This window comes from Massilia sp. DWR3-1-1 (assembly GCF_049898325.1).
Classification (GTDB): Bacteria; Pseudomonadota; Gammaproteobacteria; order Burkholderiales; family Burkholderiaceae_D; genus JAFCUW01.
The window spans coordinates 200,576-220,968 of record NZ_JAFCXL010000001.1 but is presented as its reverse complement, the minus strand read 5'-3'; the positions used below and the strand labels follow the sequence as shown (position 1 = coordinate 220,968).

The following is a 20,393-nucleotide window of genomic DNA, read 5'->3' as shown; positions in this document are numbered from 1 at the left end:
GAAACCATTATGATGATTCGTTGTTCCCTGCCGCGCCTGCTCGTGTGCGCCGCCTTCGCCTCGTTCGCCACCGCCGCCGCCGCCCAGAGCGCCACCACGGCGGCGCCGCAAACGGAGGTGCAAGCGGCCCCGCAAATCGCCCCGGCCACCGTGCTGCCGGCGCCCACCGAGACGAACCCGCTCGTCAAGATCGACAACGTCGTCGGCACCGGCAAGGAAGCGACCGCCGGCAGCAATATCGTGGTCCATTACACGGGCTGGTTCTACAAGCCGCTGGCCACCCGCCAACGGGGCCGCAAGTTCGATTCCTCGCTCGACGCCGGCCGCGAGCCGCTCGAGTTTCAACTGGGCGCCGGCCGCGTCATCAAGGGCTGGGACCAGGGCGTGGTGGGCATGAAGGTGGGCGGCAAGCGCACCCTGATCATCCCCAGCGATCTGGCCTACGGCAAGCGCGGCGCCGGCGGCGGCTCGATTCCCGCGGACGCGGACCTGATCTTCGATGTCGAACTGCTTAACGTGAAGTAAATCGTCAAAAACAAGTAAAAAATGAAATAATATTTCAACCACCCGCGGGGAGGAGACAGCATGCGCATCGCCAATGACGTCACTGAATTGATCGGCAATACCCCGCTGGTGCGGATCCGTCGCATGGGCCTGGCGCCCGGCGACGCCGAGCTGGTGTGCAAGCTGGAATTTTATAATCCCGCCCACAGCGTCAAGGACCGGATCGGCCTGGCCATGATCGAGGCGGCCGAAGCGGCCGGCCAGATCGGCCCGGACACCGTCATCGTCGAGCCCACCAGCGGCAACACGGGCATCGCGCTGGCCATGGTGTGCGCCAGCCGCGGCTACCGCTGCACGCTGGTCATGCCCGACACCATGAGCCTGGAGCGGCGCCTGCTGCTGCGCGCCTACGGTGCCGAACTGGTGCTCACGCCCGGCGCCGAGGGCATGCTGGGCGCCATCCGCCGCGCCGAGGAGCTGGTGGCGGCCAACCCCGGCTGGTTGATGCCGCAGCAATTTAACAATCCCGCCAACCCGCAGGTACACCGCCGCACCACCGCCGAAGAAATCTGGAACGACACCGACGGCAAGGTCGACATCGTCGTCGCCGGCATCGGCACGGGCGGCACCATCACGGGCGTGGGCGAAGTGCTCAAGGCGCGCAAGAGCGGCGTGCAGATCATCGCCGTCGAACCGGCCGCCTCGCCCATGCTGTCGAAGGGCAGCAAGGGCCCCCATCCCTTGCAGGGGATCGGCGCCGGCTTCGTGCCGCAGGTGCTCAACACGGGCATTTACGACGAGATCGTTGCCGTCAGCAACGACGACGCCTTCGCCACCGCGCGCGCGGCGGCGCGGGAAGAAGGTTTGTTGGTCGGCATTTCCTCGGGCGCCGCCCTGTGGGCCGCCCTGCAGGTGGCGCGCCGGCCCGACAACAAGGGCAAGCTGATCGTGACGATCATCCCCTCGTTCGGCGAGCGCTATCTGAGTACGCCCCTGTTCGCCAACCTGGCCTGAGCCTGGCTGACGCTGGTCAGTGCGCGTGCAGCGCCACCGGCGGCGCCGCCACCAGCAGGCAGCAGGCGTGCGCCGTGGTGCCCTGTTCGATTTGCAGGGTGCTGTGGTGAATGGCGAACTGCTCTTTCAGGCGCGCCGTGATGGCGTCGATGGCGGCGTCGCCGGGATAGCCGTCAGGCATCACCAGGTGCGCCGTCAGCGCCGTTTCCGTCGTGCTCATTGACCAGATGTGCAGGTCATGGGTGCTGCTCACACCGGGCAGGGCCGCCAGGTAGGCGCCCACCAGGTGCGGGTCGATGTTCGACGGCACCGCCGCCAGCACCATGCGCAGCGATTCGCGCAGCACCGACCAGGTCGACACGATGATCAGGGCGACGATGACGAGACTGACGGCGGGGTCGATCCAGGCCCAGCCGGTGCCCATGATGAGCAGGCCCGACACCACCACGCCCAGCGAGATGGCGGCATCGGCCGCCATGTGCTGGTAGGCGGCGCGCACATTGATGTCGTCCTTGCTGCCGGACATGAACAGCCAGGCCGAGATGCCGTTGATGGCCACCCCCACCAGCGCGACCATCGACACCGTCCAGCCCGCCACTGGGGCCGGTTCATGGAAGCGTTGCACCGCCTCCCAGGCGATGGCGCCGCACGCCACCATCAGCAGCAGGGCATTGCCCAGCGCCGCCAGGATCGACGAACTGCGCAGGCCATACGTATACGTCGGGTTCGGCGCGCGCCGCGCCAGCACGGCCGCGCCCCACGCCAGCACCAGGCCGAGCACGTCGGACAGGTTGTGGCCCGCGTCGGCCATCAACGCCGTCGAGTTGGCGATGAAGCCGTAGACGAATTCGACGCCCACGAACACGGTGTTGAGGACGATGGCGATGACGAAGGCGCGGCCCATGTTGTTGGGGTCGACGCTGTGGTGGTGGCCGTGGCCGCCGTGGTCGTGGCCGGCATGCGCCGCATGGCCGCTGGCCTTGGCGCCGTGCTCATGGTTATGGTCGTGGCCGTGGTCGTGGTCGTGCGGGTGATCGTGTTTCATCGCTGTTCTTTTATGGCTTTTGCATCTCGGCGCGGATGGTGGCGCGGGTCTTGGGGTCGAGCTTTTGTATGATCTTATCGAGTTTATCGGCCTGGCGCAGGGCGGCGCCCTGGTCGGCGCTCAATTCGCGCGCCTGCACCACGGCCGCCGGCGCCGGCACGGGCTTGAACCACAGCGCCTGGCCCAGCAGCACCAGCACGGCGCCCAGCACGGCAGCGGCGCCGGCCAGCAGGGCCGGCCCGGTGGCGGCAACGGCAACGTGAGCGGCCGGGGCCACGGGCGCGGCCGCCCGCACGGGCGCCGGCGCCCCCGCCAGCGGTCCCGCCAGCCGCGCCGCCATGGCGTCGCTGGCCTGCTCGATCAGCGCCACGTGGCGCTCGACCGCTTCGGCCAGCACCGCCTCGTTCAGGGCCACCAGGGCGAACACGGGATCGTCGAGATCGATCTTGACGCCGGTTTTTTCGAACACCAGCGTGCGCAGTTTTTGCTGATCCATCGCCGCGCTCCTACCAGTTGACCTTGTCGAGCTGCTCGAACAGGTCGCGGAACACCACCTTGATGCGCTGTTTTTCCATGACATTGAACTTGTCGCTGGCGCGCACCTCGGCCGCTGTCATGCGGGCGATATTCATTTTTTTCAGGTCGGCGCCGAAGGTGTCGGCGTTTCTTTGGGTGAGCACCACGCGGCCCACCACGCGGCTGGCGTGTTCGGCATAGGTGGCCGAATCGGTGAACTGCTTGCCGCTGCCCGACTGCAACAGGCCGAAATGCTGGTTTTCCCACAGCACCAGCGGCACCCGGGTCGCCTTGGCGGTCGAGACAAAGCCCATCGCCGTGTCGTGCAAGGTGTCGCCGCCGCCGACGATGGTGTGGATGTACACGGTGCGGCCGGACTCCTTGAGCAACTCGAAGCAGTCGTTTTCCAGCAGGTAGCCCATCAGGGGCGAAAACGTGTTGGCGCCGTTGTCGACGACGCAGTTGCCGTCTTCCTCGAGCAGGTCGATCATCAGGGCGTCGAAGCGTTTCGGGTCGATGTTGCGGCTGTCCGTCATCACCGGCACATGCTTGACGGCCATCGCCTTGTAGCGCGAGAAGGTGGCGTTTTCCTGGTCGGTGTCGTAGCAGCGCAAGGGCCGGCCTTCGCTGTCCTTGTCGGCCAGCCATTGCGCCAGGATGGTCGACACCATCGTCTTGCCGATGCCACCCTTGCCCTGCAAAATAAAATGAACCGTGTTGTGCATCGATCGCTCCGTAGGTAATGCTGTGCCAGTTGGCGAATGGCGGGAATCAGTGGCAGGACGCGCTGCCGCGGTCGGGCGCGAACAGGGCGTCGCTGCCGACCGGCAGGAAGGCCCAGTCGTAGCCGTCGGCGCGCAGCACCAGTTTCAGCACGCCCAGGTGATTGCTGTCGCGCGCTTCGCTGTTGCGCAAGGGCAGCAGCAACGGCGTGAGAAAGGCGCCGCCCGTGCCCACCACGAACTGGCGGATGCCGCCGGCGTCGTCGCGCTGGCCCTGACCATCTTGCGGCGCGAAGCGCTCGTACAGGTGGTCGTGGCCGGTCAGCACCAGTTCGGCCCCGGCGGCCATCAGCAATTGCCACGCGGGCCGCATGCGGGGATCGACGCCTTTCAAGCCGGAACTATACATGGGGTGATGCCAGTAGGCGAGCGTGCAGCGCGCGGGGTTGGCGGCCAGCTCGTTTCTGAGCCAGGCCAGCTGGCTGGCGCTGGCGGCCGCGCCCAGGTTGCTGTCGAGCGAGATCAGGCGCCAGCCGCCCAGCGTGAACGCGTAATGGCCGGGACCGGCCTGGGCGCCGAAATACGTGAAATAGCCCGCTGCCCCGGCGGTGGCGTATTCGTGGTTGCCCGGGGTGGGATAGGTGCGCGCCTTGAAACGGCCCCAGGTGTCCTGGTAGCAGCCGGTAAATTCGGCCAGGCGCCCGCGCGGGTAGGTCAGGTCGCCCAGCGCCAGCACGACCGCCGTGCGGTCCTGGGCCAGCGCGGCGTCGATCAGGGTCGCCGTTTGCGCCGCGCCCGCGTAGCGCGGCGGCGCGCTGCCGCAGTGGGCGATATCGCCGGCGGCGTAGACGGTGACAGCGGGCGGCGCCGCCTGGGCTGCCGCCGCCAGCAGCAGCGCCGCAGCGGCCATGAGGGAGGGATGCAAGCCTTACTCGATGAAACGCAACAGGCCCTGCAGCGCATGGATCACCGTCTGCTCGCGCACGGCGGCGCGGTCGCCCTGGAACACCAGCCGTTCGGTGTGGGTGCGCTCGGCGCTCGACCAGGCGAAACAGACGGTGCCGACGGGCTTGCCGGGGACGGCGCCGGTGGGGCCGGCGATGCCCGTGGTCGACAGCGCCACGTCGGCGTTGCTGTTGGCCAGCGCACCTTCGGCCATGGCGCCGGCCACTTCTTCGCTGACCACGCCCATCTGGGCGATCAGGGCATTCGAGACATTGAGCATCTCGATTTTCGACACGTTCGAATAGGTGACGAAACCGCAATCGAACCAGGCGCTCGAGCCGGCGATTTCCGTCACCGCCTGGGCCACGCCGCCGCCCGTGCACGACTCGGCAGTGCACAGCATGCGCTCGCTGGCCTGCAGGGCGTGGCCGACGCGGGTGGCCAGATCCATTAACTCGTTTGTCACGTGCAATCCTTTCGCGACCCCGCCGCCGGGCGGGGCACCGATGAAATCGGTGAAATGGTGGTAAATCGGTCTGACGGTATCGGCTACTTTAGCATGGCAGCCTTGCCGATCACGCAGCGCGCCGACGAAATTTTCAGGGCAGCGCGAAGTGGTCGAAACCGGCCGCGTCGAGCGCGACGGCGCGCCCGTTCCCGTCGACCAGGCGCAGGCCCGCCTGCGCGTCGATCACGCCCACCCGCGTGACGGCGGTGGCGCAGGCGGCGGCGGCGGCGACGATGGCATCGCGCCGGGCCGGGTCGGCCGTAAAGCACAGTTCGTAGTCGTCGCCACCCTGGGCGCAGAAGCGGCGGCGGGTGGCGCTGTCCTCGCGCGCAAGGGCGGCGCCGGCGGGCAGGGCGTCGACATTGACGCTGGCGCCCACCCGCGAGGCGGCCAGGATGTGGCCCAGGTCGCCCGCGAAGCCGTCGGAAATATCGAGCGCCGCGTGCGCCAGTGCGCCCTGCGCGAGCGCCTGGCCCAGCGCGACGCGGGGTTCGGGCAGGTGCATGCGGGGGCTGGCCAGGGCCAGCGTGGCCTGATCGATGGGGAATTCGTCGCGCAGGCCGGCCAGGGTCAGGCGGGCGTCGCCCAGCGTGCCCGAGACCCAGATGTCGTCGCCGGCGACGGCGCGGCTGCGCTGCAAGGCCTGGCCGGGCGCGATCTCGCCGAAGATGGTGATGCTGATGGTGAGCGGGCCGCGCGTGGTGTCGCCACCGATGAGCTCGCAGCCATGCAGGTCGGCCAGCGCGAACAGGCCCTCGCTAAAGCCGGCCAGCCAGACGGGATCGGCTTTCGGCATCGCCAGCGCCAGCGTGAACGCCAGCGGCGTCGCGCCCATCGCGGCCAGGTCGGACAGGTTGACGGCGAGCGCTTTATGGCCCAGGCAGCGGGGATCGGCGCCGGCAAAAAAATGGCGGTTTTCCACCAGCATGTCGGTGGAAATGGCCAGTTCGGTGCCGGCGCGCGGGGTCAGGAGGGCGCAATCGTCGCCGATGCCGAGGGTGGCGCGGCTGGGGCGGTCGCGCACAAAATATTGCTTGATGAGGTCGAATTCGGAGAGCATGCGCTGATTTTACAACGGCCGCCGCTCCCCGCCTGCGTCAGCCCTGCGCGCCGGCGCCTTGGTGGGCCTGATCGAGTTCCGCCATCAGCGCGTTGCGCAGGGCCGGCGTGTGCAGCGACAGGCCGAATCCCCGCACGATGCCGGCGCCGTCGACAAAGCGGGCGACGATGCGCTCGCCGTCGTCGACATGGATCCAGGCGCCCGTGCTGCCCGCTGGTGGCGGCGCCAGCGCCAGTTTCAGGCTGGCCGTCTTGACCACCACCGCATCGTTCCTGAGGACGATCGGGGTGGGCGTGCCGGCCAGGGTGGCGCCGATCGCCCGCGCCGCCAGCAGCAGCGGGGCGACATACGGCATCACCGCGCCGCCGCCCGCGCCGGTGCGGTACTCGGCGCAGTCGCCCAGCGCATACACGTGGGCGGCGCTGGTGCGGCCGAACGGGTCGATGACGATGCCGCGCGCGGTGGCCAGGCCGGCCGACTGCGCCAGCGCAATGGCCGGGCGCAGTCCCACCGCCGAGAGCACGATATCGGCGTCGACGGCGCTGCCGTCGGCCAGTTCGACCACCAGGGCGGCGCCCTGCCGGCGCACGACGCTGGCGGTGGTGCCCAGCTTGAGCGTGATGGGCAGGGGCGCCCACGCGGCCACCAGCGCGGCCGACAGCGCCGGCGCGGCCAGCGCGGCCAGCGGGCGCGGATGGGGATCGACCAGCGTGACCTGGTGGCCGCCGGCGACGAGGTCGTCGGCAAATTCGCAACCGATCAGGCCGGCGCCGAGGATGGTCACCCGCGCCGGCCGGCCCAGTCCCGCCAGCGCCGTGCGCAACAACGCGTAGTCGTCCAGGTGGTTGACCGACAGGACGGCGGCGGCGCCGTCGCCGCCGAGCGGCAGGCGGATCGGGCTGGCGCCCAGCGCCAGCACCAGGTCGCGGTAGGCGAAGCTGCGCCCGTCGGCGCTGCCGATGGTGCGCGCGGCCGGATCGATGGTGGTGATGTCGACGCCGCCGACAATGGTGGCGTCGAGCGTGGCGGCCATCTGCGCCGCGCTGTGCGACAACAACTGGGCGGCGTCCTTGCCCATGGCGAGGGCGTTCGACAACATCGGCTTCGCGTACGCGCCGGCCTGGTCGCTCGAGACGATCAGCAGGGCAGTGGTCTTGTCGAGCTTTCTGAATTCACGGGCGACACCGTAGGCAGCCATGCCGGCGCCGACGATGATCACCGGAAGTGGCTGCGTCATATCAGATTTCCACCATCTCGAAGTCGGACTTGGCCACGCCGCAGTCCGGGCAGGACCAGTCGGCCGGAATGTCGTTCCACAAGGTGCCGGCGGCCAGGCCTTCCTCGGGCAGGCCGACGCTTTCGTCGTAGATGAAGCCGCAAACGATGCATTGGTAAGTTTTCATGGTGGTTCCTGTGGTGGTCAATCGGGTAAGGGGCATGCGGGGCGTGGCGTCAGGCGGCGGCATTGAGCTTGTCGAGCGCCGCCTTGTAGTGGTTGGCGTGGCGCTGCTCGACATTGACCAGGGCGGCGAAGCGCTTGGCGGCCATTTCCAGGGTTTTCTTGAAGCGCGCTGCGTGCTCCTTCGATTCCTCGATCTGCTCGTCGTATTCGGCCACGGCGGCGCTGTTGCCCTCTTCGACGGCCAGGTGGCGAAATTTCGGGTACATCTCCGTGTATTCGTAGACCTCGCCCTCGATGGCGATTTCCAGCGCCCGTGCCGGCGTCATCAGGTCTTTCGGGTACAGCAGGTCGAGGTGGCCGAACGCGTGCATGACTTCCTGGTCGGCCGTCGCCTCGAACGCTTCGGCCACCTCGATGGCGCCGGCGGCGCGGGCCAGCTTGGCAAAATAGCGGTACTTGATGTGGGCCATCGATTCGCCGGCAAAGGCCGCTTCAAGGTTGGTGATGGTGACCGATGGGGTGGCGTGGCTCATGGTGTTCTCCGGTGGGTTCTGCTTGCTGCGCGGCTGCGCTAACAACTGGAGTCCATCATACTGCGGTCCGTCGCATTGGTAAATTTAATCGTTTTCATCGGCTCGATAGTTTTTATGATTTTTGTGTGGGGCGTGGTGCAACTTTGACACGCCCGCGTAGCCCTTGGTGAAAATACGTAGCTTGTTGAAAGAATCAGTCTGATAAAATCCTCAGTCCCCGTATAGCAAGGAAGGCAGCACAGCATGGATTCGAATTCAGACAATAAAGAACAACTGCGCCAGCAATTGCGCACTGCCGCTCTCGATTACCATGAGCTGCCGCGGCCGGGCAAAATCAGCGTCACGCCTACCAAGCAGGTGCTCAACCAGCGCGATCTTGCCCTGGCGTACACGCCGGGCGTGGCCGCGCCCTGCGAAGAAATCGTCAGCGACCCTGCCAATTCCTATAAATATACGGCGCGCGGCAACCTGGTGGCCGTCATCACCAACGGCACCGCCGTGCTGGGCTTGGGCAATATCGGCCCGCTGGCCGCCAAGCCGGTGATGGAAGGCAAGGCCGTCCTGTTCAAGAAATTTGCCGGCATCGACGTGTTCGACATCGAGATCGCCGAAAACGACCCGGACAAGCTGGTCGACATCATCGCCGCCCTCGAGCCCACCTTCGGCGGCGTCAACCTCGAGGACATCAAGGCCCCCGAGTGCTTCTACATCGAGCGCAAACTGCGCGAAAAGATGAAGATTCCCGTCTTCCACGACGACCAGCACGGCACCGCCATCATCGTCGGCGCGGCCATCATCAATGGCGTCAAGGTGTGCGGCAAGAAGCTCGACGAGTGCAAGATGGTGGTGTCGGGCGCCGGCGCGGCCGCGCTGGCCTGCCTCGAACTGCTGGTCGACCTGGGCTTTCCGATTGAAAACATCACCGTCACCGACCTGGCCGGCGTCGTCTACAAGGGCCGTGTCGAACTGATGGACCCGGACAAGGCCCGCTTCGCCCAGGACACGCCGCATCGCACCCTGGCCGAAGTCATTCCCGGCGCCGACATTTTCCTCGGCCTGTCCGCCGGCGGCGTGCTCAAGCCGGCGATGGTGGCGGCGATGGCGAAGCGCCCGCTGATCCTGGCGCTGGCCAATCCCCATCCGGAAATCCTGCCGGAAGAAGTCAAGCTCGTGCGTGACGACGTCGTCATGGCCACCGGTCGTTCGGACTACCCGAACCAGGTCAACAACGTGCTGTGCTTCCCCTACATTTTCCGTGGCGCGCTCGACTGCGGCGCCACCACCATCACGCGCGAGATGGAAATTGCGGTGGTGCATGCCATCGCCGACCTGGCCCACGCCGAGCAGAGCGACATCGTCGCCACCACCTACGGCATCAACAACCTGTCGTTCGGCCCGGAATACCTGATCCCGATGCCGTTCGATCCCCGCCTGCTGACCCATATCGCCCCCGCGGTGGCCCAGGCCGCCGTCGATTCGGGCGTGGCCACGCGGCCGATCGCCGATCTGCACGCCTATGCGCAGAGCCTGCAACGGTTCGTCTATCGCAGCGGCAACTTCATGAAGCCACTGTTCCAGATGGCCAAGGAAGTGGCGCCGGAACTCAAGCGCATCGTCTACGCCGAAGGCGAAGAAGAGCGTGTGTTGCGCGCCGTGCAAGTGGTGATCGACGAAAAACTGGCGCGGCCGATCCTGGTGGGCCGTCCCGCCGTGCTCGAGCAGCGCATCGAGAAATTCGGCCTGCGCCTGAAAATGGGCGAGCACTTCGACGTCATCAATCCGGACCACGACGAGCGCTACCGCGACTACTGGCAGACCTACTACGAGATGGGCGCGCGCAAGGGCGTCACGCAGGAGTGGGCCAAGCTGGAAATGCGCCGCCGTCATACCCTGATCGGCGCCATGATGATCCACAAGGGCGATGCTGACGGCATGATCTGCGGCACCTTTGGCACCACCTGGCTGCATTTGCATTACATCGACCAGGTGCTGGGCAAGCGTGCCGGCGTGAACTGCTATGGCGCCATGAATTTCGTCATCCTGCCCGAGCGCCAGCTGGCCATCGTCGACACCCACGTCAACGAAAACCCCAGCGCCGAGCAACTGGCGGAAATCACCGTCATGGCCGCCGAGGAAATGAGCCGCTTCGGCATCCTGCCCCGCGTGGCCCTGTTGTCGCACTCGAATTTCGGGTCGGCCAACACGCCGTCGAGCATCAAGATGCGCACCGCGCTGGGCCTGATCCAGCAAAAGGCGCCGGACCTGGAAATCGATGGCGAAATGCACGGCGATGCCGCGCTTGACTCCAAGCTGCGCGCGGCCAGCATGCCCAATTCGACCCTGAAAGGCGATGCCAATCTGCTGGTGCTGCCGGACATCGACTCGGCCAACATTTCCTACAACCTGCTCAAAACGGCTGCCGGCAACGGCGTCGCCATCGGTCCCGTGCTGCTTGGCTGCGCCAAGGCCGTGCACATCCTGACCCCGTCGGCCACCGTGCGCCGCATCGTCAACATGACCGCGCTGTGCGTGGTCGATGCTGTCGCCCAGCGCTAAGCGCCGCTCCGGCCGGGACACTCCAACCCGGCCGGAGTTCATTCATTAAACAGTAACATTCAGTAAAGCTGGCGCTTCGCTGGGCCTTTGCACGTCATAATAGAACAATAAATTGCATTTAATGCATTAGTTTCTTTTAGGTAATGCATCCCTGCTATAATAATAGCCAATTAGTTAATTAATCGATATTATTTCGAATCTAACCATGCAAACAAGAAAAAAAGCCCTGATCACCGGCATCACCGGCCAAGACGGCGCCTACCTTGCACAGTTATTGTTGGAAAAAGGCTACGCTGTCACGGGAACCTACCGCCGCTCCAGCTCGGTTAATTTCTGGCGTATCGAAGAGCTCGGCATTCACCCGCATCCGCAACTCGACCTGGTCGAATATGACCTGACCGACCTGTCCTCGTCGATCCGCCTGATCGAGCGCTGCGATCCCGACGAGGTCTATAACCTGGCGGCCCAGAGTTTTGTCGGCGTCTCCTTCGATCAGCCGCTGGCCACCGCCGCCATCACGGGCCTGGGCGCCGTGCACCTGCTCGAAGCGATCCGCGTGGTCAAACCGGGCGCGCGCTTTTACCAGGCATCGACGTCGGAAATGTTCGGCAAGGTGCAAGCCATTCCCCAGGTGGAAGATACCCCCTTCTATCCGCGCAGCCCGTATGGCGTGGCCAAGCTGTACGCCCACTGGATGACCATCAATTACCGCGAGTCCTACGGTATTTTCGGCGCCTCCGGCATCCTGTTCAACCACGAGTCGCCGCTGCGGGGCCGTGAATTCGTCACCCGCAAAATCACCGACACGGTCGCCAAGATCGTGCTGGGCAAACAGGACGTGCTGGAACTGGGCAACCTCGACGCCAAGCGCGACTGGGGCTACGCCAAGGAATACGTCGAAGGCATGTGGCGCATCTTGCAGGCCGAGCAAGCCGACACCTTCGTGCTGGCGACCAACCGCACCGAGACCGTGCGCGACTTCGTCCGGATCGCCTTCGAGGCCGCCGATGTGGCCATCGAGTGGCGTGGCAAGGCCGAGGACGAGGGCGGCTTCTGCGCCCGCAGCGGCAAGCAGCTCGTGCGCATCAGTCCGAAGTTCTACCGCCCGGCGGAAGTCGAATTGCTCATCGGCGATCCGGCCAAGGCGCGCAAGGTGCTGGGCTGGGAGCCCAGCACCACGCTCGAGCAGTTGGCCGCCATGATGGTCGAGGCCGATTTGCGCCGCAACAAAGCCGGCTTTTCCTTCTGATATGGCGGCCCTTTCCGCCCCCGGCGCCGGCGCCGGCAAGCGGGCCCTGGTCACTGGCGTGAGCGGTTTTACGGGCGTCTACGTTGTCAATGCGCTCAAGCAAGCCGGCTACCGGGTGTTCGGTACCGTGCGTGCCGATCAGCCGGCCGGCATCGACCAGTTCGCCGTCGACCTCGCTGACGCCGCCGCCGTGGGCGCCGTGGTGGCGCAGGTGCAGCCCGACGTCGTCGTCCACCTTGCCGCCATTTCCTTCGTGGCGCATGCCGATGTCGATGTCATCTACCGCGTCAATATCGGCGCCACCCGCAATCTGCTGGCTGCCCTTGCCGCCGCGCCCCACCGCTGTTCAAAGGTCGTGCTGGCGTCGTCGGCGAATATCTACGGCAATGCCGACGTCGGCCTGATCACCGAAAGCCAGGCGCCGGCGCCGGCCAACGACTACGCCGTCTCCAAGCTGGCCATGGAATACATGGCGCGGCTGTGGATGGACCGCCTGCCGATCGTGATCGTGCGGCCGTTCAATTACACGGGCGTGGGCCAGGACGCGCGGTTTCTGCTGGCGAAAATGGTCGACCATGTCCGCCGCCGCGCGCCTGCCATCGAACTGGGCCAGTTGGCCATTGCCCGCGATTTCTCCGACGTGCGCACGGTGGCGACCTGCTACCAGCGCCTGCTCGAGACGGGGCAGCCGGGCCAGGTCTACAATATTTGTTCGGGCCAGTCCGTGTCCTTGCAAGGCGCGCTCGACCTGCTCGCCGACATCGCCGGCTACCGCATCGCGGTGAGCGTCAACCCCGCCTTCGTGCGCGCCAACGATGTGCTGACCCTGGCCGGCAGCAATGCCAAACTGATCGAGGCGATCGGTCCCATCGACGCCGTGCCGCTGGCCACCACCTTGCGCTGGATGGTCGAAGCGTGAGTGTGTTGCGCGTCGGTCTGGGCACCACCATGATCGAGCCCTTGTTCAACGGTGGGCGCCAGGACGGCATTGGCGTCTACACGACGGCGCTGCGCCGTCACCTGCCCGACGCCGGCTGCCACGTGACGGGATTTTCCTACCCGCGCTGGGGCGCCGACGGCGCTGCCGTCACGGTTGGCCAGGCGCTGCCGCAATCGTTCGAAGCGGCCACCCTGCGCGACTTGCTCACGCCCGCCGTACACCGCATGCACATGCCGGTCGATATCTTTCATGCGCCCGATTATCGGCTGGTGCGGATGGACTGTCCGCAGGTCGCCAGTTTGCACGACGCTTTGCCGATCAGCCATCCCGAGTGGTGCAATCCGCGCCTGCGCAGCCTCAAAAACTGGCTGCAGCGCAGCGCCAGCCGCAAGGCCGACCATGTCATCGCCCTGTCCCATTTTGCCGTCGATGAACTGGTGTCGTGTTTCGGCATCGACCCCACCCGGATCAGCGTGGTGCCCTGCGGCATCGACGACGACTGGCAGACGCCCCCCGATCCGGCCGCGGTGCGCGCCACCCTGGCCGCCAACGGCTTGCGGGCAGGGTATTTTTTGTTTGTCGGCACTTTGCAGCCCCGCAAGAATGTCGACCGCCTCATCGATGCGTGGGAATCGCTGCCGGCGGCCATCCGCGCCGCCCACCAACTGGTGCTGGTCGGCGCCGCCGGCGCGCGCAGCGAAGCGACGGTGCGGCGCCTGGCCGGCGCCCGTGAACGGGGCGAGCACATCGTCTGGCTCGATGCGCTGACCGAGCACAGGGCCTTGCGCCACGTGTATGCCGGCGCCGCCGTGTTCGTCTTTCCGTCCCTGTACGAAGGCTTCGGCATTCCCGTGGTCGAAGCGATGGGCGCCGGCGTGCCGGTGGTGACGTCGAACAGTTCCTCCTTGCCCGAGGTCAGCGCTGGCGCGGCCCTCGAAGTCGATCCCCGCGACGTGGGCGCGATGGCCGCCGCGATGCGCGCCCTGCTCGATGAACCTGCCTTGCGCGCGCGCTGCATTGCCGCCGGTCTCGAGCGCGCGGCCGTCCTGACCTGGCGCGCAGCGGCGCGCCAGACCGCCGCCGTCTATCACCAGGTTTTATCGCGCTGACACGCAGCGGCGCACCAACGGGCAAACACATGCGTATACTTCATTTCTATAAAGACTATTTTCCCGACTCGATGGGGGGCGTGGAACAGGTCATCCGGCAAATTTGCGTGGGCACGGGGCGCATCGGCGCCCGCAACGACGTGCTGACCCTGACCGCCAGCGACGATCTGGCGCCCATTGCGTTCGAGGGCCACACCATCCACCGCGTCCATCGCGACCTGAATATCGCCTCGACCGGCATGGCCGTGGCCGCCTTTGGCGAACTCAAGCGCCTTGCGGCGCAGGCCGATGTTGTTCACTACCATTTTCCGTGGCCCTTCATGGACCTGGTCCACTTTATTGCCGGCATCAACAAGCCGACGGTGCTGACCTACCACTCCGATATCGTGCGCCAACGCACCCTGTTGCGCCTGTACACCCCGCTCAAGCGCAAGTTTCTGCAAAGCGTGGACACGATCGTGGCAACGTCGCCCAATTACCTGGCCACCTCGACGGTGCTGGACCGTTACCGCGACAAGACCCGTGTCATTACCTACGGGCTCGATCAATCGACCTATCCGGCGCCGGACGCTGCCTTGCTGGACAAGTGGCGCGCCGTGGTGGGCACGAAGTTTTTTCTGTTCGTGGGGGTGCTGCGCTATTACAAGGGACTGCACATCCTGCTCGACGCCGTGGCTGACCTGGACTACCCGGTGGTCATCGTCGGCGCCGGCCCCATCGAAGCCGAACTGAAGGCGCATGCCTTGCGGCTGGGCCTGACCCATGTGCTGTTTCTGGGCTTTCTCGACGATGCCGACAAGGTGGCCCTGCTGACCTTGTGCTACGCCATGGTGTTTCCCTCGCACCTGCGCTCGGAAGCGTTCGGCATTTCCCTGCTGGAGGGGGCCATGTACGGCAAACCGCTCATATCCAGCGAAATCGGCACCGGCACGTCCTACATCAATGTGCATGACGAAACGGGACTGGTGGTGCCACCCAGCGACGCCATGGCCTTCCGGGATGCCATGGTGAGCTTGTGGAACGATCCCGCGCGCGCCCACGCCATGGGCCGGCGCGCTGCCGAGCGCTACACCACACTGTTCACCGCCGAACGCATGGCCAGCAACTACATGGCGCTGTACCGGGAACTGGTGACGCGCCATGCGGACGCCGCCGTGGCCCGGCACGGGGTGGCGCGCGAGCAGTAGGCGATGGTGCCAGACGCTTCACCGCCTGCAATACTGCTATGCTTGGGCCAGCGGGCGCTTGCCCGGCGCCAAATGGGGATGGCAATGGGGTGGAACACAGCGGTGCTGACGGTATGCCTGGGCAGTGCGACACTGGGCTGCATGGCCGCGACCGCGCCGCCGCAGTTGTACCTGATGACGGAATCATCGCCCCCGATCAGCATGTTGGACGGCCAACAAGTGGTGGGCAGTGGCACCGAAAAAGTCGCCGACATCATGGCCCGGACGGGCACGGCCTACAGCATGGAACTGTTGCCGTGGAAACGGGCCTACCTGGAACTGCAGCGCCGCCCCGATGCGTGCCTGTTTTCCACCACCCGCACGCCCGAGCGCGAAGCGCTGTTTCGCTGGGTCGGCCCGACCGACGAGGCCGAGTGGGTATTGCTGGGCCGCGCCGACCGCGTCTACCACCTGCGCACCCTGGAAGACGCCCGCCCGCTGCGCATCGGCACCTACAATGGCGACGTGCGCGACAGTTATCTGCGCGCGCGCGGCTTCCAGGTCGATCCGGCCCCCAACGACCTGCTCAATCCCGACAAGCTGCTGATGGACCGCATCGACCTGTGGGCGGCCGGCCTCAAGCGTGGTCATGCCGCCCTGCAGCATTTTGACTGGGCCAGCAAGATCGTGCCTGTCCTCACGTTCAACAAGGTGAGCGTCTACCTGGCGTGCAACCGGGGCGTGCCGGCGTCGCTGGTGGCCCGCATGAACACGGCCGTGAAGGCCATGAACCGCGATGGCACCATGCGCCGCATCGACCTGAAATACGAAAAATGGGTGGACGTGCAGCGTCCCCGGCCATGAAGTATTTCGACGCCGCCGCCACCCGCGCGGCCTTGCCCTTCGATGCCCTGATCGACGCCCTCGACGCCCTGTTTGTCGAGGGCTGCACGGTGCCGCCACGCCACGTCCACCGCATCGGCGAGCTGGGCACCAGCCTGATCATGCCGGCCTGGCAGCAGCGCTATCTGGGCATCAAGACGGTCAATATCTTCCCTGACAACAGCGCACGGGGCTTGCCCGGCCTGTTTTCCACTTACGTGCTGTACGACGCCGCCACCGGCGCGCCGCTGGCGTCGATCGACGGCAATGAAATCACGTCACGCCGCACCGCCGCCGCCTCCGCGCTGGCGGCGCGCCACCTGGCGCGCGCCGACGCCACGCGCCTGCTTGTGGTGGGCGCGGGCCGCGTGGCCAGCCTGCTGGCCCACGCCTACAGCGCGGTGCTGCCGCTGCGCCAGATCGAGCTGTGGAGCCGCAAGCCCGAGGCCGCCGCCACGCTGGCGGCGGCGCTGCGCGCGCAGGGCCTGGCGGCGCACAGCGTGACCGATCTGCAAGGGGCGGTGCGGCGGGCCGACATCGTCAGTTGCGCCACCCTGTCGAGCGCGCCCCTGATCCACGGCGACTGGCTGCCGCCGGGCAGCCACCTCGACCTGATCGGCGGTTTTACGCCGCAGATGGTGGAAGCGGACGACGCCTGTTTTGCCGGCGCCGGCATTTACGTCGACACGGCCGAAGCGCTGCAAAAGGCGGGCGACTTGCTGGGCCCGATGGCGCGTGGCGTGTTCGGCGAAGCGGACATCCGCGGCACCCTGGCGCAACTGTGCCGGGGCGAGCGGGGCGGGCGCCGCGACGCCCGCGAGAAGACGGTGTTCAAATCGGTCGGCAGCGCACTGGAAGACCTGGCGGCGGCGATGCTGGTGGTGAAACAGGACTGATAAAATCGCGGGCAACAAAAAACCCGCCGGGCTGAGCGCTGGGCGGGTATTTGATACAAGCAAGTACAGACTGTGCGTTCAAAGGCTGGTGCCAGCAGGTGCATCCCCTGGCCGTCAGTGTGCTTGTCGCCAGCAGGTGCGCCGCTGTGTTTTACGTTGCGCAGGAAGGTATCGATCAGTGGCATATTGGCCTTCGTGTTGGTATCTGCTTTGGCAGATTTTGCAGGTACCAACAAAAGTACCCTCCAAACGATGATATACCATGACCTTTAATGCAACAGCGTAAGACGTAAAAAAACCCGCTGTCCTATGAGAAGGGCGGGTTTTGATACTACTTAGCGCTTGGTAACGTGAGGTTATGGTGCCCAGAGCCGGAATCGAACCGGCACGCCGCGAAGCGGCAGATTTTGAGTCTGCTGTGTCTACCAGTTCCACCATCCGGGCAGCATTACAGCACGTCAAACGCAAGCCACGCATTATAGACGAGGCGAGCGCAGAAAACGAGGGTTTTATGGTGCCAGCCGATGTTTGAGCTGGCGCAGGGCTGGCAGCGGGCCGCCGACGGTGATGGCGTGCTGCTGGACGGACAGCGAGATGGTGCGCTCTTTCCAGTGGAACAGGCCGGCGGGGCGCTGGTAGCAGCGGGTGGCGGCGCCCGCGTCCGCGCTCGCACTCGCGGCGGGCCGATAGCCCATGTCGCCCAGGCTCGCATCGAGTGTGCCGAGCAGATGGCTGGCGTCGAAGCGGGTGACGACATCGAACTGGCCGGGCAAGGCGGCAAACAAGGGCAGCGAGCCGCCCAGCAGCACCGGGATCACGATCCAGGCAGCCGGGGCGAGAGGGTCGAACATCATCAGGAGCACCGTGAGCAGCGCCAGGCCCGCCGACAAGGTCAGCGTCAGCGCCACCAGTTCGCGCCACGACTGCACGGGGCTGGCCAGCCGGTACGGCGACTGCGCGCGGACGACCTGCGACAGCGATACGCTTTTCATGGCGCGCTCCTTCGAACAGTGACAACGAAGGTTTCATTCTCGACGCCAATGACGATGGCGAATTGATATTTCTCAAGCGGCGTGAGCAATCCGCCCGGCTCGGCGTGCGCCGGCGCCCGTCAGTGCGGCGCCAGCCTGGCCGTCGACGGCCGCAGCACGGGCAGCACTTCGCCGGCGGGCGCATCGACCCGGCGGTACAGGCGGAAACGCTCGTCGCGGTCGATGGCGCGGCGCCCTTCCCACAAGGGCGCCCACTGGCGGCCGCGGAAGGCCTGTTCGATCTCGCCGTCGTCGCCCAGGTGGATGCTGTCTTGCAGCAGCAACAGCTGGCACTGCTGGTGCCGCAGGCCGGCAAAATCGAGACCGCCAAAATAGGCGAACGACGCGCGCTGGGCCGGCGCGACATTGGTGATGATGCAGCCGCCCCCTGCCGGCAAGTGGGCGGCGATCTGCTGCGCCACGCTGCGGTAGCTCTTGCCGTAGTTGAGCGCCGGCAGCATCAAGGTCATCAGCAGGACCCAGAACAGGATCAGGCCGCCCGAAGACAGCACCACCGCGCGCCACAGCACGGCCGGGTGGCGCGAAATGCGCCAGTGCACGAGGAAGAACCAGCCGATGGTGGCGCAAGCGGCCACCACGAAGCCGGCCAGCTCGAACTGGGGATGGAAGTCGGGCAGCAGCCTGGTCGCGTTGCGCGAAAACTGCGCCGGCCAGCCCGTCATCATGCCCAGCCAGAACACCCACACGCCGATGGCAATCATGGTCAGCACCATCACCGAAAACCAGTCGATGGCATTGATGGCGCCCCGTTTCATCGCCGGCAGGCCGAACGCGGCCATGATCGACAGGGGCGCCAGCAGCTTGAGCAGGTCGCCGTTTTCCGGCGCCGGATCGCACAGCACCAGCAGCGTCAGCGCACCGACAAAGCTGAGCGGCACGACGATGTGCAGCAGGTGGTGCTGGCGGCGCCAGGCGTAGATCGCCCACAGCGCGAACGGCCAGGCGGGCCAGAAAAACCACATGCCGACGCGGCACAGGTATTTGAGCGAGTGCCAGTTGGGTAAGCCCATCTGGCTGGCGTTCCAGGCCAGCCAGCCCGCCACCGGCGAGGCGCCGTAGGGTTGCAGCACGGTCGCCGGCACGATCCACAGCAGGGACAGCAGCAGGGCCACCAGGGCCGCCACCGCCATGTCGCGCAGGGTGATGGCGGCGGCGATGTTGAGGAAACGGGTGCAGAAAAACAGCGCCAGCAGCAGCACCGCGGGCGGCAGCCAGCCACGCGTCAAGGTCAGGCCGCCCAGCGCGACCCCGACCAGCATGGCATTGCCGCTGCTGGCCGCCTCCACGTAGCGGGTGGCGCGGTAGACGAAGAAGGCCAGCAGCGAGCCCTGCAAGGTCACCGCCAGCGTCTCGTGGCTGTGCAGCAGCAGGCCCAGGCAGCCCAGGTAGATCAGCAGGGCGGTGTCGGCCAGGGTGCGGCCGTAGTCGTTCGGTTCGGGCTGGCCGCCGAAGGCCAGGCGCAGGGGCTGGGCGTCGGCGCGCCGGCCCAGGTGAAAGCTGGCGTACCAGACCGACAGCGCGCCGATCACGAAAATGCCGATAGTCGACACGCGCGCGGCCATGACGTCGCCCAGCAGCCAGCCGAACAGCTTGATGCACAGCGCGCCCAGCCAGAATGCCAGCGGGCCCTCGTCGGGCACCGCCAGGCCGGCGATATTGGGCAGCAGCCAGTCGTTCAGGCCGCCATGCGCCATGGTCCACATGATGCCGAAACTGGCCGCATCGTCCTTCCATGGATCGCGCCCGATCAGGCCCGGCAGGATGTACAGCAGGCCGAGGCCGAAAACGGCCCAGCGGGGCAGGGCGAGGGTGGCGGCGGCAGGGAGGCGGACTGGCTTCATCGGCAATTAGGTGGCGGGCACGGCCCAGATTTCTGATAGTGCGTAGTATCCGCGAAAAAAAAGCAGCCGTAGCTGCTTTTTTTATCGGCTTGTAACAACTTAGCCGTTGGCGACTGCGGTTTTCGAACCGACGGTGCCGAATTTCTGGCGGAATTTCTCGACGCGGCCGGCGGTGTCGACGATCTTGTGCTTGCCGGTGTAGAACGGGTGCGATTCAGCCGAGACCTCGATCTTCACCAGTGGGTACTCTTTACCGTCGTGGGTAATTTTGTCACGGGTCTGGATGGTCGAGCGGGAGACGAATTTGAAGTCGCAGGAGACGTCGTGGAACACAACATCGCGGTAATCTGGGTGGATATCTTTACGCATGGTCTTGCCTCATTAGTGTCGGTAGCCAAACAGCACTTCGTCGATCGTCTTGCCTCGTGACCCGATTGCCGCTCACTTGCCTGG

At 66.1% G+C, this 20,393-nt stretch carries 21 protein-coding genes and 1 tRNA gene; 9 read left to right on the top strand and 13 right to left on the bottom strand.

All coding sequences use genetic code 11. The features are described 5' to 3' along the window. Positions 1-9: 9 nt before the first annotated feature. Entirely contained in the window at positions 10-525 is a 516-nt protein-coding gene (locus ACP7EY_RS01040) for an FKBP-type peptidyl-prolyl cis-trans isomerase (protein ID WP_426189557.1), read from the top strand. 60 nt (positions 526-585) lie between these two features. Next, positions 586-1,518, top strand: coding sequence for a cysteine synthase A (gene cysK / locus ACP7EY_RS01035; RefSeq protein ID WP_426189555.1), 933 nt, complete (start codon positions 586-588; stop codon positions 1,516-1,518). A gap of 16 nt (positions 1,519-1,534) precedes the next feature. Here cysK and ACP7EY_RS01030 read toward each other — a convergent pair whose 3' ends face one another. The 9 genes from ACP7EY_RS01030 to ACP7EY_RS00990 form a co-directional block, all read right to left on the bottom strand. Beyond that, on the bottom strand, positions 1,535-2,563 hold the full coding sequence (locus ACP7EY_RS01030; protein WP_426189553.1) for a cation diffusion facilitator family transporter: 1,029 nt from the start codon (positions 2,561-2,563) through the stop codon (positions 1,535-1,537). A 10-nt stretch (positions 2,564-2,573) separates the two neighbouring features. Further along, a complete protein-coding gene (locus ACP7EY_RS01025) occupies positions 2,574-3,059 on the bottom strand; it encodes a hypothetical protein (protein WP_426189551.1) in 486 nt (161 codons plus the stop codon). A 10-nt stretch (positions 3,060-3,069) separates the two neighbouring features. After that, positions 3,070-3,804: a hypothetical protein gene (locus ACP7EY_RS01020; RefSeq protein WP_426189549.1), complete on the bottom strand. Its 735-nt coding sequence runs from the start codon at positions 3,802-3,804 to the stop codon at positions 3,070-3,072. A 46-nt stretch (positions 3,805-3,850) separates the two neighbouring features. Further along, positions 3,851-4,726: a metallophosphoesterase family protein gene (locus ACP7EY_RS01015; protein ID WP_426189547.1), complete on the bottom strand. Its 876-nt coding sequence runs from the start codon at positions 4,724-4,726 to the stop codon at positions 3,851-3,853. A gap of 3 nt (positions 4,727-4,729) precedes the next feature. After that, positions 4,730-5,197 (bottom strand): CinA family protein, encoded by a 468-nt coding sequence (locus ACP7EY_RS01010; RefSeq protein ID WP_426190026.1) that lies wholly within the window; start codon positions 5,195-5,197, stop codon positions 4,730-4,732. 148 nt (positions 5,198-5,345) lie between these two features. Next, positions 5,346-6,314, bottom strand: coding sequence for a thiamine-phosphate kinase (thiL, locus tag ACP7EY_RS01005; protein ID WP_426189545.1), 969 nt, complete (start codon positions 6,312-6,314; stop codon positions 5,346-5,348). A gap of 37 nt (positions 6,315-6,351) precedes the next feature. Next, positions 6,352-7,551: an NAD(P)/FAD-dependent oxidoreductase gene (locus ACP7EY_RS01000; RefSeq protein WP_426189543.1), complete on the bottom strand. Its 1,200-nt coding sequence runs from the start codon at positions 7,549-7,551 to the stop codon at positions 6,352-6,354. 1 nt (position 7,552) lies between these two features. Further along, positions 7,553-7,717, bottom strand: a complete 165-nt coding sequence (locus tag ACP7EY_RS00995; RefSeq protein WP_426189541.1) for a rubredoxin — start codon at positions 7,715-7,717, stop codon at positions 7,553-7,555. 49 nt (positions 7,718-7,766) lie between these two features. Next, positions 7,767-8,249, bottom strand: a complete 483-nt coding sequence (locus tag ACP7EY_RS00990) for a rubrerythrin family protein (protein ID WP_426189540.1) — start codon at positions 8,247-8,249, stop codon at positions 7,767-7,769. Positions 8,250-8,492: 243 nt separating this feature from the next. Between ACP7EY_RS00990 and ACP7EY_RS00985 the strand changes: the two genes are divergently transcribed. The 7 genes from ACP7EY_RS00985 to ACP7EY_RS00955 all read left to right on the top strand — a co-directional run bounded on the left by ACP7EY_RS00985 (position 8,493) and on the right by ACP7EY_RS00955 (position 17,047). Continuing rightward, the gene (locus ACP7EY_RS00985) at positions 8,493-10,805 is read left to right on the top strand and encodes an NADP-dependent malic enzyme (protein ID WP_426189538.1); all 2,313 of its coding nucleotides are present in this window, start codon (positions 8,493-8,495) and stop codon (positions 10,803-10,805) included. Between the two features lie 205 nt (positions 10,806-11,010). Further along, positions 11,011-12,054: a GDP-mannose 4,6-dehydratase gene (gmd, locus tag ACP7EY_RS00980; protein WP_426189537.1), complete on the top strand. Its 1,044-nt coding sequence runs from the start codon at positions 11,011-11,013 to the stop codon at positions 12,052-12,054. 1 nt (position 12,055) lies between these two features. Continuing rightward, on the top strand, positions 12,056-12,973 hold the full coding sequence (locus ACP7EY_RS00975) for an NAD-dependent epimerase/dehydratase family protein (protein WP_426189535.1): 918 nt from the start codon (positions 12,056-12,058) through the stop codon (positions 12,971-12,973). Continuing rightward, positions 12,970-14,103: a glycosyltransferase family 4 protein gene (locus tag ACP7EY_RS00970; protein ID WP_426189533.1), complete on the top strand. Its 1,134-nt coding sequence runs from the start codon at positions 12,970-12,972 to the stop codon at positions 14,101-14,103. Before ACP7EY_RS00975 ends, ACP7EY_RS00970 begins: the two co-directional genes overlap by 4 nt. A 29-nt stretch (positions 14,104-14,132) precedes the next feature. Next, on the top strand, positions 14,133-15,290 hold the full coding sequence (locus tag ACP7EY_RS00965; RefSeq protein ID WP_426189531.1) for a glycosyltransferase family 4 protein: 1,158 nt from the start codon (positions 14,133-14,135) through the stop codon (positions 15,288-15,290). Between the two features lie 84 nt (positions 15,291-15,374). After that, positions 15,375-16,133 carry a substrate-binding periplasmic protein gene (locus ACP7EY_RS00960; protein ID WP_426189529.1) on the top strand — a complete coding sequence of 253 codons (759 nt, stop codon included), beginning with the start codon at positions 15,375-15,377 and terminating at the stop codon, positions 16,131-16,133. Continuing rightward, positions 16,130-17,047: an ornithine cyclodeaminase family protein gene (locus ACP7EY_RS00955; protein WP_426189527.1), complete on the top strand. Its 918-nt coding sequence runs from the start codon at positions 16,130-16,132 to the stop codon at positions 17,045-17,047. The genes ACP7EY_RS00960 and ACP7EY_RS00955 overlap by 4 nt, the downstream gene beginning before the upstream one ends. A 359-nt stretch (positions 17,048-17,406) precedes the next feature. On the opposite strand, the gene ACP7EY_RS00950 is transcribed toward ACP7EY_RS00955, so the two are convergent. The 4 genes from ACP7EY_RS00950 to ACP7EY_RS00935 all read right to left on the bottom strand — a co-directional run bounded on the left by ACP7EY_RS00950 (position 17,407) and on the right by ACP7EY_RS00935 (position 20,309). Further along, a tRNA-Leu gene (locus tag ACP7EY_RS00950) sits at positions 17,407-17,491 on the bottom strand. A gap of 65 nt (positions 17,492-17,556) precedes the next feature. Next, a complete protein-coding gene (locus ACP7EY_RS00945) occupies positions 17,557-18,039 on the bottom strand; it encodes a hypothetical protein (protein ID WP_426189525.1) in 483 nt (160 codons plus the stop codon). A 119-nt stretch (positions 18,040-18,158) separates the two neighbouring features. After that, complete coding sequence (locus ACP7EY_RS00940) at positions 18,159-19,940, bottom strand: ArnT family glycosyltransferase (protein WP_426189523.1); 1,782 nt, start codon at positions 19,938-19,940, stop codon at positions 18,159-18,161. 99 nt (positions 19,941-20,039) lie between these two features. Further along, positions 20,040-20,309, bottom strand: a complete 270-nt coding sequence (locus ACP7EY_RS00935) for a type B 50S ribosomal protein L31 (RefSeq protein ID WP_426115185.1) — start codon at positions 20,307-20,309, stop codon at positions 20,040-20,042. Positions 20,310-20,393: the final 84 nt, after the last annotated feature.

Bases quoted from the DNA above. Each gene is read 5' to 3' on its own strand.
- ACP7EY_RS01040 (WP_426189557.1), top strand. From the start codon at position 10: ATGATGATTCGTTGTTCCCTGCCGCGCCTGCTCGTGTGCGCCGCCTTC.
- cysK (WP_426189555.1), top strand. From the start codon at position 586: ATGCGCATCGCCAATGACGTCACTGAATTGATCGGCAATACCCCGCTG.
- ACP7EY_RS01030 (WP_426189553.1), bottom strand. From the start codon at position 2,563: ATGAAACACGATCACCCGCACGACCACGACCACGGCCACGACCATAAC.
- ACP7EY_RS01025 (WP_426189551.1), bottom strand. From the start codon at position 3,059: ATGGATCAGCAAAAACTGCGCACGCTGGTGTTCGAAAAAACCGGCGTC.
- ACP7EY_RS01020 (WP_426189549.1), bottom strand. From the start codon at position 3,804: ATGCACAACACGGTTCATTTTATTTTGCAGGGCAAGGGTGGCATCGGC.
- ACP7EY_RS01010 (WP_426190026.1), bottom strand. From the start codon at position 5,197: ATGGATCTGGCCACCCGCGTCGGCCACGCCCTGCAGGCCAGCGAGCGC.
- thiL (WP_426189545.1), bottom strand. From the start codon at position 6,314: ATGCTCTCCGAATTCGACCTCATCAAGCAATATTTTGTGCGCGACCGC.
- ACP7EY_RS01000 (WP_426189543.1), bottom strand. From the start codon at position 7,551: ATGACGCAGCCACTTCCGGTGATCATCGTCGGCGCCGGCATGGCTGCC.
- ACP7EY_RS00995 (WP_426189541.1), bottom strand. From the start codon at position 7,717: ATGAAAACTTACCAATGCATCGTTTGCGGCTTCATCTACGACGAAAGC.
- ACP7EY_RS00990 (WP_426189540.1), bottom strand. From the start codon at position 8,249: ATGAGCCACGCCACCCCATCGGTCACCATCACCAACCTTGAAGCGGCC.
- ACP7EY_RS00985 (WP_426189538.1), top strand. From the start codon at position 8,493: ATGGATTCGAATTCAGACAATAAAGAACAACTGCGCCAGCAATTGCGC.
- gmd (WP_426189537.1), top strand. From the start codon at position 11,011: ATGCAAACAAGAAAAAAAGCCCTGATCACCGGCATCACCGGCCAAGAC.
- ACP7EY_RS00975 (WP_426189535.1), top strand. From the start codon at position 12,056: ATGGCGGCCCTTTCCGCCCCCGGCGCCGGCGCCGGCAAGCGGGCCCTG.
- ACP7EY_RS00965 (WP_426189531.1), top strand. From the start codon at position 14,133: ATGCGTATACTTCATTTCTATAAAGACTATTTTCCCGACTCGATGGGG.
- ACP7EY_RS00960 (WP_426189529.1), top strand. From the start codon at position 15,375: ATGGGGTGGAACACAGCGGTGCTGACGGTATGCCTGGGCAGTGCGACA.
- ACP7EY_RS00955 (WP_426189527.1), top strand. From the start codon at position 16,130: ATGAAGTATTTCGACGCCGCCGCCACCCGCGCGGCCTTGCCCTTCGAT.
- ACP7EY_RS00945 (WP_426189525.1), bottom strand. From the start codon at position 18,039: ATGAAAAGCGTATCGCTGTCGCAGGTCGTCCGCGCGCAGTCGCCGTAC.
- ACP7EY_RS00940 (WP_426189523.1), bottom strand. From the start codon at position 19,940: ATGAAGCCAGTCCGCCTCCCTGCCGCCGCCACCCTCGCCCTGCCCCGC.
- ACP7EY_RS00935 (WP_426115185.1), bottom strand. From the start codon at position 20,309: ATGCGTAAAGATATCCACCCAGATTACCGCGATGTTGTGTTCCACGAC.